The 13,507-nt window shown below is 72.6% G+C and carries 14 protein-coding genes and 1 pseudogene; 4 read left to right on the top strand and 11 right to left on the bottom strand.

Going from position 1 to position 13,507, the window contains the following annotated elements; translation table 11 throughout:
- Positions 1 to 2 precede the first annotated feature (2 nt).
- From J2X26_RS06205 to J2X26_RS06195, 3 genes are read right to left on the bottom strand one after another with little or no spacing between them, the layout of a single operon-like run.
- Positions 3 to 356 (bottom strand): holo-ACP synthase, encoded by a 354-nt coding sequence (locus J2X26_RS06205; RefSeq protein WP_307490731.1) that lies wholly within the window; start codon positions 354 to 356, stop codon positions 3 to 5.
- A 13-nt stretch (positions 357 to 369) separates the two neighbouring features.
- Positions 370 to 2,226 carry a glutamine--fructose-6-phosphate transaminase (isomerizing) gene (gene glmS, locus J2X26_RS06200; RefSeq protein ID WP_307490730.1) on the bottom strand — a complete coding sequence of 619 codons (1,857 nt, stop codon included), beginning with the start codon at positions 2,224 to 2,226 and terminating at the stop codon, positions 370 to 372.
- A gap of 44 nt (positions 2,227 to 2,270) precedes the next feature.
- Complete coding sequence (locus J2X26_RS06195) at positions 2,271 to 2,846, bottom strand: YbhB/YbcL family Raf kinase inhibitor-like protein (protein ID WP_307490729.1); 576 nt, start codon at positions 2,844 to 2,846, stop codon at positions 2,271 to 2,273.
- Positions 2,847 to 2,922: 76 nt separating this feature from the next.
- On the opposite strand from J2X26_RS06195, the pseudogene J2X26_RS06190 reads away from it, so the two are divergent.
- Both J2X26_RS06190 and coaA read left to right on the top strand, forming a co-directional pair.
- Positions 2,923 to 3,414: pseudogene (locus J2X26_RS06190) on the top strand (TetR/AcrR family transcriptional regulator); the annotation flags it as partial.
- A gap of 123 nt (positions 3,415 to 3,537) precedes the next feature.
- Positions 3,538 to 4,503, top strand: a complete 966-nt coding sequence (gene coaA, locus J2X26_RS06185; protein ID WP_307492216.1) for a type I pantothenate kinase — start codon at positions 3,538 to 3,540, stop codon at positions 4,501 to 4,503.
- Positions 4,504 to 4,506: 3 nt separating this feature from the next.
- Here the strand turns inward: coaA and J2X26_RS06180 are convergent, their stop codons facing one another.
- The 7 genes from J2X26_RS06180 to J2X26_RS06150 all read right to left on the bottom strand — a co-directional run bounded on the left by J2X26_RS06180 (position 4,507) and on the right by J2X26_RS06150 (position 10,412).
- A complete protein-coding gene (locus tag J2X26_RS06180; protein WP_307490728.1) occupies positions 4,507 to 5,106 on the bottom strand; it encodes a hypothetical protein in 600 nt (199 codons plus the stop codon).
- 138 nt (positions 5,107 to 5,244) lie between these two features.
- The gene (locus J2X26_RS06175; protein WP_307490727.1) at positions 5,245 to 5,946 is read right to left on the bottom strand and encodes a DedA family protein; all 702 of its coding nucleotides are present in this window, start codon (positions 5,944 to 5,946) and stop codon (positions 5,245 to 5,247) included.
- Between the two features lie 167 nt (positions 5,947 to 6,113).
- Entirely contained in the window at positions 6,114 to 6,749 is a 636-nt protein-coding gene (locus tag J2X26_RS06170) for a peptide deformylase (RefSeq protein ID WP_439897835.1), read from the bottom strand.
- 29 nt (positions 6,750 to 6,778) lie between these two features.
- Positions 6,779 to 8,128 carry a phosphoglucosamine mutase gene (gene glmM, locus J2X26_RS06165; protein WP_307490726.1) on the bottom strand — a complete coding sequence of 450 codons (1,350 nt, stop codon included), beginning with the start codon at positions 8,126 to 8,128 and terminating at the stop codon, positions 6,779 to 6,781.
- Positions 8,129 to 8,264: 136 nt separating this feature from the next.
- On the bottom strand, positions 8,265 to 8,753 hold the full coding sequence (rpsI, locus tag J2X26_RS06160) for a 30S ribosomal protein S9 (RefSeq protein WP_055912205.1): 489 nt from the start codon (positions 8,751 to 8,753) through the stop codon (positions 8,265 to 8,267).
- 38 nt (positions 8,754 to 8,791) lie between these two features.
- Positions 8,792 to 9,241, bottom strand: coding sequence for a 50S ribosomal protein L13 (gene rplM / locus J2X26_RS06155; RefSeq protein WP_055912203.1), 450 nt, complete (start codon positions 9,239 to 9,241; stop codon positions 8,792 to 8,794).
- A 232-nt stretch (positions 9,242 to 9,473) separates the two neighbouring features.
- Positions 9,474 to 10,412 (bottom strand): LysR family transcriptional regulator ArgP, encoded by a 939-nt coding sequence (locus tag J2X26_RS06150; RefSeq protein WP_307490725.1) that lies wholly within the window; start codon positions 10,410 to 10,412, stop codon positions 9,474 to 9,476.
- A gap of 70 nt (positions 10,413 to 10,482) precedes the next feature.
- Between J2X26_RS06150 and J2X26_RS06145 the strand changes: the two genes are divergently transcribed.
- A complete protein-coding gene (locus J2X26_RS06145; RefSeq protein ID WP_307490723.1) occupies positions 10,483 to 11,079 on the top strand; it encodes a LysE/ArgO family amino acid transporter in 597 nt (198 codons plus the stop codon).
- Positions 11,080 to 11,082: 3 nt separating this feature from the next.
- Here the strand turns inward: J2X26_RS06145 and J2X26_RS06140 are convergent, their stop codons facing one another.
- The gene (locus J2X26_RS06140; protein ID WP_307490722.1) at positions 11,083 to 12,765 is read right to left on the bottom strand and encodes an ABC-F family ATP-binding cassette domain-containing protein; all 1,683 of its coding nucleotides are present in this window, start codon (positions 12,763 to 12,765) and stop codon (positions 11,083 to 11,085) included.
- Between the two features lie 103 nt (positions 12,766 to 12,868).
- Here J2X26_RS06140 and J2X26_RS06135 point away from each other — a divergent pair, with 103 nt between their 5' ends.
- Positions 12,869 to 13,306, top strand: coding sequence for a DUF5709 domain-containing protein (locus tag J2X26_RS06135; RefSeq protein WP_307490720.1), 438 nt, complete (start codon positions 12,869 to 12,871; stop codon positions 13,304 to 13,306).
- Positions 13,307 to 13,507: the final 201 nt, after the last annotated feature.

Genomic DNA, 13,507 nt, shown 5'->3' with positions numbered 1-13,507 from the left:
GCTCAGTCCCGCTCGGCGATCACCACGGCGGACGCGATGCCGGCGTCGTGGGAGATGGACAGGTGGAACCGGTCGACGCCCGCGGCAGCAGCCGCGGCGGCGACGGTGCCGACGACCTCGACCACCGGCTGCGCACCGGCGACGCGGCGCACGGTCGCGTCCTGCCAGCTCATCCCCGCGGGCGCACCGAGCGCCTTGGCGATGGCCTCCTTGGCCGCGAACCGTGCGGCCAAGGAGGTCTCGGGCATCTCCCGCTCCTCGGGCGTGAAGAGGCGGTCGCGCAGCGCCGGCACCCGGTGCAGGGTGTCGACGAAGCGCGCGACGTCGACGACGTCGATGCCGACGCCGATGATCACGCGAGGTTCACGGTCACTCGACCGTGACGGACTTCGCCAGGTTGCGCGGCTGGTCCACGTCGAGACCCTTCGCGGTCGCCAGCTCGCAGGCGAACACCTGCAGCGGGACGACGGCCAGTAGCGGGGCCAGGAGCGTCGGCGACTGCGGCACGTAGAAGACCTCGTCGGCGTACGGGAGGACGTCCACGTCGCCGTCCTCCGCGATCACCAGGGTGCGGGCACCGCGGGCCCGGATCTCCTGGATGTTGGAGACGACCTTCGAGTGCAGCGAGTCGCGTCCGCGCGGCGACGGCACGACGACGAACACCGCCTGCCCCTCCTCGATGAGCGCGATCGGGCCGTGCTTGAGCTCCCCCGCGGCGAACCCCTCGGCGTGGATGTAGGCGAGCTCCTTGAGCTTGAGCGCACCCTCCATCGCCACCGGGAACCCGACGTGGCGGCCCAGGAACAGCACCGACTTCGTGTCCACCATCGAGCGTGCGGTCTCGCGCACCCGGTCGGCCCGGTCCAGCACCTGCTGGATCTTGTCCGGCATGGCGCGCAGCTCGGACAGGATCGCGGAGACCTCGTCGGCGTACTTGTTGCCGCGCAGCTGCGCGAGGTACAGGCCGAGCAGGTAGGCCGCGGTGATCTGGGCCAGGAACGCCTTGGTCGACGCCACCGCGATCTCCGGGCCGGCGTGCGTGTAGAGCACCGCGTCCGACTCGCGGGGGATGGTCGAGCCGTGCGTGTTCACCAGCGCGAGCACCTTGGCGCCCTGCTCCCGGGCGTGCCGCACAGCCATGAGCGTGTCCATGGTCTCGCCGGACTGGGACACCGCCACGACCAGCGTGCGCTCGTTGACCACGGGGTCGCGGTAGCGGAACTCGTGCGCCAGCTCGACCTCGACGGGGATCCGGCACCAGTGCTCGATCGCGTACTTGGCGACGTGCCCGGCGTAGGCGGCGGTGCCGCAGGCGACGACGACGATCTTGTCCACCGACCGCAGCACCGACTCGTCGATCCGGATCTCGTCCAGCACGAGCCGACCGTGCGCGTCGGTCCGGCCGAGCAGCGTGTCCGCGACGGCCTGGGGCTGGTCGTGGATCTCCTTGTCCATGAAGGACGCGAAGCCACCCTTCTCGGCCGCCGCGGCGTCCCAGTCCACGGTGTACCGGCGCGCCTGCGCGGGCCGACCCTCGAAGTCCGTGACGGTGACGGCGCTCGGGGTGATGGTCACCACCTGGTCCTGGCCCAGCTCGAGCGCCTCGCGCGTGTGCGAGATGAACGCCGCGACGTCGGACCCCAGGAAGTTCTCGCCGTCGCCGATGCCGACCACCAGCGGGGAGTCGTGCCGGGCGCCGACGACCACGTCGGGGGCGTCCTCGTGCACGGCCAGCAGCGTGAACGTGCCGTGCAGGGTGCGCGCGACCGCCGCCATCGCGGCCGTCAGGTCACCGGTCGTCTCGTAGGCGCGCGCGATGAGCTGCGCGGCGACCTCGGTGTCGGTCTCGGACGTGAACCGGACGCCGTCGGCCTCCAGCCCCGCCTTGAGGACGGCGAAGTTCTCGACGATGCCGTTGTGGATCACCGCGAGCTTGCCGGCGACGTGCGGGTGCGCGTTCACGTCGGTCGGCCCGCCGTGGGTGGCCCACCGCGTGTGCCCGATGGCCGCCGTCGACTCCGGGAGCGGACGCAGGTCCAGCTCCTCGACGAGGTTCGCCAGCTTGCCGGCCTTCTTCGCGGTGGCCAGCGTCCCCGAGGGGCTGACGAGTGCGACCCCTGCCGAGTCGTATCCCCGGTACTCGAGGCGCCGCAGACCCTCCAGCACCACGTCCAGAGGGCGGTCGCTGGCTACCTGGCTACCGACGTAGCCGACGATTCCACACATGACGGCGAGTCTAGTCGGCGACCGCCGCCCGCCCGGTCCGCCTCCTAGGACGCTGCCCGCAGCACAGGGAGCTCGGCCTGGTCGAGGATGTGCCCCTCCATCAGCGCCAGCGCGTCGCCCAGCGTGGTCCTCGCGGTGCCGGTGACCTCGTCGTCGAGCGCGTACAGCGTGTACACGTAGGTGTTTCCGTCGACGCACGGTCCGGCGTAGCTCCCGGTGCCGCGGAAGCTGTCGCCGACGACCCCGCCGTCGACCATCCCGTCGTCGGCCGCCTCGAGCCCGGTGGCCGACGGGTCGATGCCGGTGACGACCCAGTGCACGTAACTCGGGTGCGCGGGATCGGTGAACGTCACGACGAACGACCGGGTCCCGTCGGGCGCCCCGGCCCAGGTCAGCGTCGGTGACCGGTTGTCCCCCGCGCAGGTGGTGCCGTACACACCGGAGGCCCAGGCCGGCAGCGTCCCCGTGCCGTCGAGGTCGGGGCTCGTCAGGCCGAGGTCCGTGGTCGTCGTCGCCTCGGGGTCGACGTCCGCGGGCCTGTCGGCCGAGCAGCCCGCCAGGACGCCGACCACGGCCAGCGCGGCGAGTCCTCGTCGCCCGTCCAGGACAGTGCGCGGCATGTCGTCTCCTCGTGCACTCGACCGCGTCGGCACCCTCGGACGCAGCATTACGTTGTTATGGCCATAACGTAGTGATGTGACCACAGCGACGTCAACGCTGCCCCTGCGCGACCGGATCCTGGCCGAGACCGTCAAGATCCTCGGCACCGAGGGACCGGCGGCCCTCACCGTGCGCCGGGTCGCCGCGCTCTCGGGCTGCTCGACCATCGGGGTCTACACCCACTTCGGCAGCAAGTCCGCGCTCGTCGACGCGGCGATCATGGAGGCGTTCGCGGGGCTCGACCAGGCGCTGGCGCCGATCGACGAGCTCCACGGCGTCGACAGGCTGCTGCGCGGCGCGCACGCGTACCGCGACTGGGCCCTCGCGCACCCCCTGGAGTACACGGTGATGTTCGCCCCGAGCATCACCGCCAACGACGCCTCCGACGCCTCCGCGGAGCGCGGCGGGCTCTCGCTCGTCGACCACGTCGCCCGGACGCAGGACGCCGTCGACCGCGGCGAGCTGACCGGCGACACCGAGACGATCGCGCGCAGCATCTGGTCCCAGGTGCACGGCTGGGTGATGACGGAGATCCTGCAGGCCGACCCCGGCCGGGTGGCGCCGACGTCCGCAGCCCGCGCCGAGTTCGACGCGGGGGTACGAGCGGTGCTCGCGGGCTTCGGCGCCACGACCAGCGTCGACCGCGCCCCGATGGTGGACGCGCCCCGTCGCGCCGCCGTCGCGCCCGCGTCGCCCTACGTCGACCTCGACCGCGATGCCTGGACCCGCCTCTCGGCCTCCACGCCGCTGCCGCTCACGGACGCCGACGTCGAGCGCCTCGCCGGCCTCGGGGACCCGATCGACCTGGCCGAGGTGGACGCCATCTACCGCCCGATCTCCCGGCTGCTCGACCTGCACATCGAGGCGACCCGCGGCCTGCACGCCGCGTCGAGCACGTTCCTGCGCGAGGACGTCGGCGGCACCCCGTTCGTCATCGGCGTCGCCGGCTCCGTCGCCGTCGGCAAGTCGACCACCGCGCGCCTCCTGCGCGAGCTGCTCGCGCGGTGGCCCGCGACGCCGCGGGTCCAGCTGATCACCACGGACGGCTTCCTCTACCCCAACGCCGAGCTCGAGCGCCGCGGGCTGATGGAGCGCAAGGGCTTCCCCGAGTCGTACGACCGCCGGGCCCTGCTCCGTTTCGTGTCCAAGGTCAAGGCAGGCCGTCCGGAGGTCCGGGTGCCCGTGTACGACCACCTGACCTACGACATCCTCCCGGGCCGCGAGATCGTGGTGAACCGCCCCGACGTGCTCATCGTCGAGGGTCTCAACGTGCTCCAGCCCGCCCGACCCACCGCCGAGGGCACGTCGAACCTGGCGGTGAGCGACTTCTTCGACTTCTCGATCTACGTCGACGCCCGTACGAGCGACGTCCGCCGCTGGTACGTCGACCGCTTCCTCGCGCTGCGGAAGACCGCGTTCGCGCGGCCCGAGTCGTACTTCCACCGGTACGCCGCGCTGACCGACGACGAGGCCGTGGAGCGTGCCGAGCGGATCTGGGACTCGATCAACCAGCCGAACCTCGTGCAGAACATCCTGCCCACCCGCAGCCGCGCCACCCTCGTGCTGACCAAGGACAGCGACCACGCGGTGGAGCGGGTCCGGCTGCGCAAGCTGTAGGGCTCAACGCTGCGCAGTCGGCTCCGCGGGGATCACGAGCCGGACCGGGTACTGCTCGCTGTCCGTCTCCTCGAGGGCGTCCAGGGCGGTCGCCACGGCCTCCTGCGGGGAGCCGCAGCGGTCCGTCGGCCAGACCGGACGGACCGCCCGGCCGAGTGCGTCGACCAGCCAGAGGGACGGCGCCACGACGGCCGCGGTGCTGCACGTCCCGCCGCGCTGTGCCGACGGCCGGCGCAGGGCTGCGACGAGCGGCTCCAGGTCACCCTCGTGTCGGCTCGCGGTCAGCGCGACCCACGTCCCGGACGAGTCCTGCAGGGTCCCCCCGGGGGCGCAGACGACCACGCTGACCGGCAGGAAGCCGTCCGGCACCCGACCGGCGTCGGGGGCGTCCGCGTGCGGCGTGCCCGTGCCACCGGACTCGCCGGCCGCCACCAGGCCCAGGTCCGCGAGGACCTGCGAGGAGAGGCAGTCGGGGGCGCCGACGACGACCGCGGTGGGCGTGTCCTGCGCCGCCTGCTCACGGGGGGCGCTGCACGCCGCGAGGCCCAGCAGGAGTGCAGCGGGCAGCGCGAGGCCGACGGCCCACCGCGCACGCACGCCCATCTCGCCCCCTGCCCGCATCCACCCATGCCGACGGACACCCCCGGGGGTGTGGTCAGGCACGGGAGCGCCGACCGCGACGTCGACACAGTCAGAGAGTAAGCACAGTCATGGGCGAAATGACGCAGTGATACCGGATCGTTAGGCAGCGGGGTCGGATCGTGAGCGTCCCGTGACCGGAGTGGTGGTCTCCGCCCGGGGCGTGTCCGACTCATCCGCGACGCGGAGCACCGGTGCGCTCGCCTCCGGGGCCGGGCGGTGGTGGGTGAGCTTGCGCAGGACCCAGTCGATGACCAGACCGATCGCCAGCCCGCCGACCACCCCGACGCCCACGGCGACGAGCGTGTGGTCGTGCAGCCAGGCACCGGCACCGATCCCGATGAGCGCCGAGTAGCAGCCCCAGGTGACGGCGGCGATGGCCGTGAGCCCCATGAAGCGGCGCCGGCTGTAGCCCACCGCACCTGCGGTCATGTTCACCGCGACGCGCCCGATCGGGATGTAGCGGGCCGCGATGATGAACGCCGCCCCGCGGTTCGCGAGGGCGTTCTCGGCCCAGTCGACGGCCGCCTGACCCCGCGGGGACCGCAGCACGCGCAGCTCGCGCACCTTGACCTTGGTGCCGATCTGGTAGGCGATCTGGTCACCGGTCCACGCGCCGGCGGCGGCGACCAGCATGATCAGTGCGAGGTTCGGCGTGCCCTCGGCCATGGCCACCGCGGAGAGCGCGATGACGATCGACTCGCTGGGGACCGGGGGGAAGAAGCCGTCGATGGTGGCGAACAGGTAGAGCACGACGAAGATCCACGGGGAACCTACGAGGGCCAGGGCCCACCCCTCCAGCACGTGTCATCAGCTCCTGCGTCGTGCACCAGGTGGTGTTCCGCCCGGTGTCGTGCCTCCACGGTAAGTCGCGGCGCGGTCCGTGGACATAGGGGTGACCCCCGGTTCATCCCTGGTGCAGCCCCGAATCATCCCAGGGTCGGACCCCGGCTCCCCCTGCGGGCGCCCCCTCAGTCCAGCGGGAAGTCCAGCGCACGGGCTGCGGCGGCCGGCTTCGGCTCCGCGGCCCACCGGGCACCGAACTCGTCGGTCGCCGCCAGGGACCGCAGCTCGGCACGGTCCAGGTACAGGGTGCCGGCGAGGTGGTCGGTCTCGTGCTGGACGATCCGCGCGGACCAGCCGCCCACGAGCTCGTCGAGCGCCTCCCCCCGCTCGTCCGTGCCGGTGAGGTGGACGTGCCGGGCGCGAGCGACCACCGCCTGGTAGCCGACGACGCTCAGGCAGCCCTCGTAGAAGCCGACCCGCTCGTCGCCCACCGGGGTGTACTGCGGGTTCACCAGGACCCGGTACGGCAGCGGCTCGCGCTCGCGCACCTCTGCGTGCTCCTCCGAGACGGTGCCTGGGTCCTCGAGCACGGCGAGCGCCACCGGGAGCCCGAGCTGCGGCGCCGCCAGCCCGACGCCGGGCGCGGCCCGCATGGTCCGGTGCATCACGTCGAGGAGCGCCGCCAGCTCCGCGTCCGACAGCTGGCCGTCGTACGGGGTGGCCACGGCCCGCAGCGCCGGGTGCCCCGCCTGGACGACGGGCGCGACACCGTCGGCGGAGCGCGTGCCGGACTCGATGATCCACAGCGCCACGTCCCGCAGCGCCTGGTCCCACTGCGGGCCGGACGGCACTACAGCGCCAGCCGGTCCAGGACGACGTCGGCCAGCTCGTGGGCCACCCGGTCCGCCTCCGCCTGCGTGCCCGCCTCGACCATGACCCGGACCAGGTCCTCGGTGCCCGACGAGCGCAGGAGCACCCGCCCGGTGCTGCCGAGACCGGACTCCGCCGAGCGCACCGCGTCCAGCAGCGACTCGTCCGACGACGCCCGGCGCTTGTCGACGCCCGGCACGTTGACGAGCGTCTGCGGCAGCCGCCGGACCACCCCGGCGAGGTCGGCGATCGCCGTCCCCGTCGCGGCCACGCGCGCGGCCAGCTGCAGCGCCGTGAGGACGCCGTCGCCGGTGGTCGCGTGCGCCGCCATGATGATGTGCCCGGACTGCTCGCCACCGAGGGAGTACCCCCCGGCGCGCATCGCCTCGAGCACGTACCGGTCGCCGACCGCGGTGTCGATCGTCGCGATCCCGGCCTGCGTCATCGCGATCTTCAGGCCGAGGTTGCTCATCACCGTGGTGACCAGCGTGTCGGCCACGAGGTCGCCGCGGTCGCGCATCGCGATGGCGAGGATCCCCATGATCTGGTCGCCGTCCACCAGCGCACCCGACGCGTCGACGGCGAGGCACCGGTCGGCGTCCCCGTCGAACGCGACCCCGAGGTCCGCCTCCGAGGCCACCACGGCCGCCTGCAGCTGCTCGGGGTGCGTGGAGCCGCACTTCTCGTTGATGTTCCGGCCGTCGGGCGAGGCGTTGATGACGACGACGTCGGCGCCGGCGGCCCGCAGCGTCGCGGGGCCGACCTCGCTCGCCGCACCGTTCGCGCAGTCGACCGCGATGCGCAGACCCGTCAGCGGCACGTCGATGGTCCCGACGAGGTGCTCGATGTACTGCTCACCGGCACGCCCGGTGTCGACCCGGATGCGCCCGACGTCACCGCCGAGCGGACGCTCCCAGTCCTCACCCATGCGCGCCTCGATGGCGGCCTCGAGCTCGTCGTCCAGCTTGTGCCCGCCGCGCGACAGGAACTTGATGCCGTTGTCGGGCATGGGGTTGTGCGACGCGGACAGGACCACGCCGATGTCGACCCCGAGCTCGGCGGTCAGGAACGCCACCGCGGGCGTCGGCAGCACGCCGACGTTGTTGACGTCGATCCCCGCCGAGGCGAGCCCCGCGGACACCGCCGCGGCGAGGAACTCCCCGGACGCCCGGCTGTCACGCCCGACGATCGCCCGGGGCCGGTGCCCCTCGAACTCGCCGAGCGAGCCCAGGACGTGCGCGGCCGCGACCGAGAGGTCGAGCGCGAGCTCGGCGGTGACGTCCCGGTTGGCGAGCCCACGCACGCCGTCGGTACCGAACAGTCGGCCCATGGTCAGACTCCTTCGTCCTTGCGGGGCACGGCGCCAGCGGCGTGTCCCCCGGCTCGCGCCGTGTCGATGGTTGCAGACATGCCGATGGCCCCGCTGGTCGTGAGACCGGCAGGGCCATCGGGCCGAAGCGAGACGATCAGCGCTTCGAGTACTGCGGAGCCTTACGAGCCTTCTTGAGACCGGCCTTCTTGCGCTCCACGACGCGGGCGTCGCGGGTCAGGAAGCCGGCCTTCTTCAGGGCCGGGCGGTTGTGCTCCTCGTCGATCGCGTTCAGCGCACGGGCGATGCCCAGGCGCAGCGCGCCGGCCTGGCCGCTCACGCCACCGCCGGTGATGCGGGCGACGACGTCGAAACGACCCTCGACGTCGACCAGCTTGAACGGGGAGTTCACGAGCTGCTGGTGCACCTTGTTCGGGAAGTAGTCCTCGAGCGTGCGCCCGTTGACCTTCCACTGACCGGTGCCGGGGACCAGGCGCACGCGCGCGATGGCCTCCTTGCGACGGCCGAGCGCGTTCGCCGGTGCCGTGATGCTCTGACCGCGGCCCGTCGGGGCAACCGTCTCGGAGGTGTAGCTGGTGGGGGTGTCATCGCCCTCGAGGTCGATGTCGACCGTGGTCTCTGCCACTGGTGTCCTCGCGTCCTTGTTCTCTGTACTCAGCCGGCTCACGCCTGCTGAGAGACCTGGGTGATCTCGAAGGGCTTCGGCTGCTGCGCCGCGTGCGGGTGCTCCGCACCGGCGTAGACCTTGAGCTTGGTGAGCTGCTGGCGTGCGAGCGAGCTCTTGGGGAGCATGCCGCGGACAGCCTTCTCGATCGCGCGCTCGGGGTGCTTCTCCAGGAGGTCGGAGTAGGCCACGGCGCGCAGGCCACCCGGGTATCCGGAGTGGCGGTACGCGAGCTTGTTCTCGCGCTTGTTGCCGGTCAGTGCCACCTTGCTCGCGTTGATGACGATGACGAAGTCACCGCCGTCGACGTGGGGAGCAAAGGTTGCCTTGTGCTTGCCGCGCAGCAACGTGGCCACATGTGTGGCCAGGCGACCCAGGACGACATCGTTCGCGTCGATGATGTGCCAGGTCCGCTCGACGTCGCCGGGCTTCGGGGTGTACGTGCGCACGGTCGTCAGCCTTCGTTTCGTTGCGAATCTTGTCGCGGCGGGACTCCGCAGGGTGCGGGTCCGCCGATGAATGCTCTCGTCGGCATCCAGGCGGCGAGCGGGAACGCACCGGCCTTGCCGTTCTGGCTCGGTGCTGAGTGCTGAGAGGGCACTAGCAGCCGCCGGAACAGGGACGCACAACGACTCACCAGATTACCTGGCGGCGTGCCGAGGGGTCAAAACGCGGGTCTCGTCACCCTGCGGTAGACGGGGGTCCGTGCCTCCGCACCGGCCGGAGCGCCTTCGCCGCGGCCCGAACCACGCGCTCCGTAAGGTCGTCCAGCGTCGGTGTGCGCAGCGCCCAGTGCTGCCAGTACAGCGGCACGTCGAGGTGGCGCCCGGCCCGGATCTCGACGAGCGCTCCCGCCGCGATGCGCTCGGACGCCGCCACCTCCGGCACCATCCCCCACCCGAGACCCGCCTCGACGAGCCCCACGAACGCCGACTGCGACGGCACGTAGTGGACGTGCGGGGTCACGGTGCGGCGCCCCACGACGGACGCCACGAAGCGTTCCTGCAGGCCGTCCTCCCTGTTGAACGCCAGCAGAGGTGCCGTCGCGAAGACCTCCGCTCCCAGCCCGTCGGCGAACCAGCGGTCCCGGCGGTCCGGTGCGGCGACGGCCAGGTAGCGCATCGCGCCCAGGCGGCGGACCCGGCAACCCTGCACGGCGCGGGGGTCGGCGGTCACCGCAGCCATCACGGTGCCGTCCCTCAGCAGGTCAGCGGACAGCTCCTGGTCCTCGCGCCGCAGGTCCAGCAGGACGTCGGGGGGCAGGTCCGCGACGGCGGCGGGGAACCAGGTGGACATCGAGTCGTCGTTCACGGCGACGGGTAGCCGGCGCGTCGACGGGGCTGCGGCCCGGGACCCGCCGCCGGTGGGCACCAGCTGCGCCATCGCGTCCCGCCCCAGCAGCTCCATCTGGCCCGCCAGCCGGACGAGGACCTCACCGTCGTCCGTGGGCCGGCAGGGGCGCGTCCGGAGCACCAGCACGCGTCCCACCTGCTGCTCGAGCGCCTTGATCCGCTGGCTGACGGCCGACGGCGTGACGTGCAGGCGCTGTGCGGCCGCGTCGAAGCTGCCCTCGTGCACGACGGCTGCGAGGGCGCTCAGCTGATCAACATCGAAGGCCACATGAATGATCCTAATGGTTCCGGAGAATCATGAACTGGTCTTCGTCGCGTGCGCGTCTTACGGTCGCTCTGTGCCCGCCATCGCCCTCACGGGCTTCCTCACCGCCCTCGGCCTCATCGTCGCGATCGGCGCCCAGAACGCCTTCGTGCTGCGCCAGGGCATCCGCGGCGAGCACGTGCTGCCCGTGGTAGCCGTCTGCGCCGCGGCGGACGCCCTGCTCATCGCCGCCGGCATCGCCGGTCTGGGCGCCCTCGTGACGAACCACCCCGTCGTGCTCACCGTGACGAAGTACGCGGGCGCCGCGTTCCTGCTCGCGCTGGCCGTCGGCGCCGCACTGCGCGCCCGGCGCCCGGAACGCCTCGACCCGGCCGCCGACGGCCCCGCCGCCCTGGGCGCGGTGCTCACCACGTGCCTGGCCCTGACGTTCCTCAACCCGCACGTCTACCTGGACACCGTGGTGCTGCTGGGTTCGCTGGCCCACCAACACGATCCCGGCGCGTGGGTGTTCGGCGCGGGCGCGGTGCTCGCCAGCATCACCTGGTTCACCGCTCTCGGGTTCGGCGCCGCCCGGCTGCGGCCGGTGTTCGCCCGACCCCGCGCCTGGCAGGTGCTCGACATCGTCATCGCGGTCGTGATGGCGACCCTCGCCGTCACGCTGCTCGTCTGAAGGTCAGCGCACGCGGTCGACGCGCCCCGCGTCCCAGACGGGCTCCGGCGTCTCGACGACCTCGCCGTCCGAACCGAACACGAGGAACCGGTCGAAGGTCCGCGTGAACCAGCGGTCGTGCGTGACCGCCAGGACGGTGCCCTCGAACGCGGCCAGCCCGGTCTCGAGCGCCTCGGCGGAGTGCAGGTCGAGGTTGTCCGTCGGCTCGTCGAGCAGCAGCAACGTCGCTCCCCCGAGCTCGAGCAGGAGGATCTGCAGGCGCGCCTGCTGGCCGCCGGAGAGCGTCTCGTAGCGCTGCTCCGCCGCGGCCACGAGCTCGTACCGGTCGAGCGCCTTGCTGGCCTGCTCCCGGCCGAGCCCCGCCCGGTGCCCCTCGCCGCGGTGCAGGATCTCCAGCAGCGTCCGGCCGACGAGCTCGGGGTGCCCGTGGTTCTGCGCGAACCAGCCCGGCCGCACGCGCGGCCCGAGGACGACCGCGCCGGTGTGCGTCACCGGGGCGACGGGGATGTCGTCCGCCGGTGCGTGCTCGGGGCTCGGGTCGCTGCCGCCGGCGGCCAGGAGCCGCAGGAAGTGCGACTTGCCGGACCCGTTGGAGCCCAGCACCGCGACACGTTCGCCGAACCAGACCTCGAGGTCGAACGGCTTCATCAGGCCGGTGAGCTCCAGCCCGGTGGCGACGACAGCGCGCTTCGCGGTCCGCCCGCCGCGCAGCCGGACCTTGACGTTCTGCTCCCGCGCCAGCAGGGTCGGCGGACCCGCCTCCTCGAACTTGCGCAGGCGGGTCTGGGCGGCCGAGTACCGCGACGCGAGCCCGTCGTTGAACGCCGCCTTCGTCTTGAGCGTGAGCACCAGCTCCTTGAGCTTCGCGTGCTCCTCCTCCCAGCGCCGCAGCAGCTCCTCCAGCCGCGAGCGCCGGTCCTCGCGCGCCTGGTGGTACGTCGCGAACCCGCCGCCGTGCACCCAGACCGCCGCACCGCTGACGCCGGGCTCGAGGGTCGCCACCTGCGTCGCCACGCGGGCAAGCATCTCGCGGTCGTGGCTGACGAAGAGCACGGTCTTGTTCGACGCCCGCAGCTTGTCCTCGAGCCAGCGCTTGGTGGGCACGTCCAGGGCGTTGTCGGGCTCGTCGAGCAGCAGCACCTCGTCCGGGCCGCGCAGCAGCGCCTCCAGGACCAGGCGCTTCTGCTCGCCCCCGGACAGGGTCCGCACCTCCCGGTGCTGCGCGGCGTCGAACGGGATGGACAGCACGGCGTCGGTGACGCGGTCCCAGCCCGCCTCCGCCTCGTACCCACCGACGTCGGCCCAGTCGACGAGCGCCTGCGCGTACCGCATCTGCGCGGGCTCGTCGTCGACCTCCATGATCAGCAGCTCCGCGGCCGCCAGCTCGACGGCGGCGTCGCGGACGGCCGGCGACGCGAGCGACGCCAGCAGGTCCCGGATCGACCGGTCGTCGTCGATGCGGCCGATGTCCTGCCGCATGATCCCCAGGCCACCGCTGCGCCCGACCGACCCGGCGTGCGGCGCCTCGTCCCCGGCGACGATCCGCAGCAGCGTCGTCTTGCCGGCACCGTTGGGGCCGACGAGCGCCACGCGCGCGCCGTCACCGACCCGGAACGACACGTCGTCGAGGAGGGGACGTCCGTCGGGCAGGAAGTACCCGATGCCGCCGATGTCGAGGTGGCCCATGCGCCCAGTGTCCCCGGCCGGCGACCGCCCGGGACACCGGATTGATCGTGGCGTCCCCCACTCCCTCTGGCGCCGGGGCGCGCACGGTGCGAGGGTCGGAGGCATGAGCGAGACTCCCGGCACCAGCACCGACCCTGAGCTCGGCAGCGAGGGCGACACCGACCAGCTGCCCAGCGAGGACACCCTGATCGACCGCGGGGTCGACGACCTCCTCGACGAGGGCTACACCGTGCCGGACCGGCCGCGGACGAACCACTACGGCGAGACAGCCTGGGAAGAGGCCCACCGCGAGACGATCGACCAACGGATCGGCCAGGAGGAGCCCGAGGTCTGGGAGGCACGGCCGCGCCCCGACCGCGACGAGTCCCGTGCCGGTCGCCTGGTCGAGGACGACGACGCCGTCGAGGCGGGCGGCACCGACGGGTTCGCCATCGACGCGGGCTTCTCGGGCGGCGCCGCGAGCGCCGAGGAGGCCGCCGTGCACCTCATCGAGGAGGAGTACGTCGACGACCGCCGGTACCGCGACGACGTCGAGGACTGACCTGGAGCGCAGCGGAGGGTGAGGGGCGCGGAGCGTCACTCGCCCGCAGCGGAGCGCAAGGTCAGCCCGACCGACAACCCGCGAGGACTGACCTGGAGCGCAGCGAAGGGTGAGGGGCGCGGAGCGTCACTCGCCCGCAGCGGAGCGCAAGGTCAGCCCGACCGACAACCCGCGAGGACTGACCTGGAGCGCAGCGAAGGG

Source organism: Cellulomonas humilata, assembly GCF_030814415.1.
Taxonomy (GTDB): Bacteria; Actinomycetota; Actinomycetes; order Actinomycetales; family Cellulomonadaceae; genus Cellulomonas; species Cellulomonas humilata_A.
The sequence above is the reverse complement of the archived record's forward strand: the minus strand, read 5'-3'. Positions and strand labels throughout refer to the sequence as shown.

Excerpts from the sequence above, each read along its gene's own strand:
- glmS (WP_307490730.1), bottom strand. The coding sequence starts at position 2,226 with ATGTGTGGAATCGTCGGCTACGTCGGTAGCCAGGTAGCCAGCGACCGC.
- J2X26_RS06195 (WP_307490729.1), bottom strand. The coding sequence starts at position 2,846 with ATGCCGCGCACTGTCCTGGACGGGCGACGAGGACTCGCCGCGCTGGCC.
- coaA (WP_307492216.1), top strand. The coding sequence starts at position 3,538 with ATGGTGGACGCGCCCCGTCGCGCCGCCGTCGCGCCCGCGTCGCCCTAC.
- J2X26_RS06180 (WP_307490728.1), bottom strand. The coding sequence starts at position 5,106 with ATGGGCGTGCGTGCGCGGTGGGCCGTCGGCCTCGCGCTGCCCGCTGCA.
- glmM (WP_307490726.1), bottom strand. The coding sequence starts at position 8,128 with ATGGGCCGACTGTTCGGTACCGACGGCGTGCGTGGGCTCGCCAACCGG.
- J2X26_RS06140 (WP_307490722.1), bottom strand. The coding sequence starts at position 12,765 with ATGGGCCACCTCGACATCGGCGGCATCGGGTACTTCCTGCCCGACGGA.
- J2X26_RS06135 (WP_307490720.1), top strand. The coding sequence starts at position 12,869 with ATGAGCGAGACTCCCGGCACCAGCACCGACCCTGAGCTCGGCAGCGAG.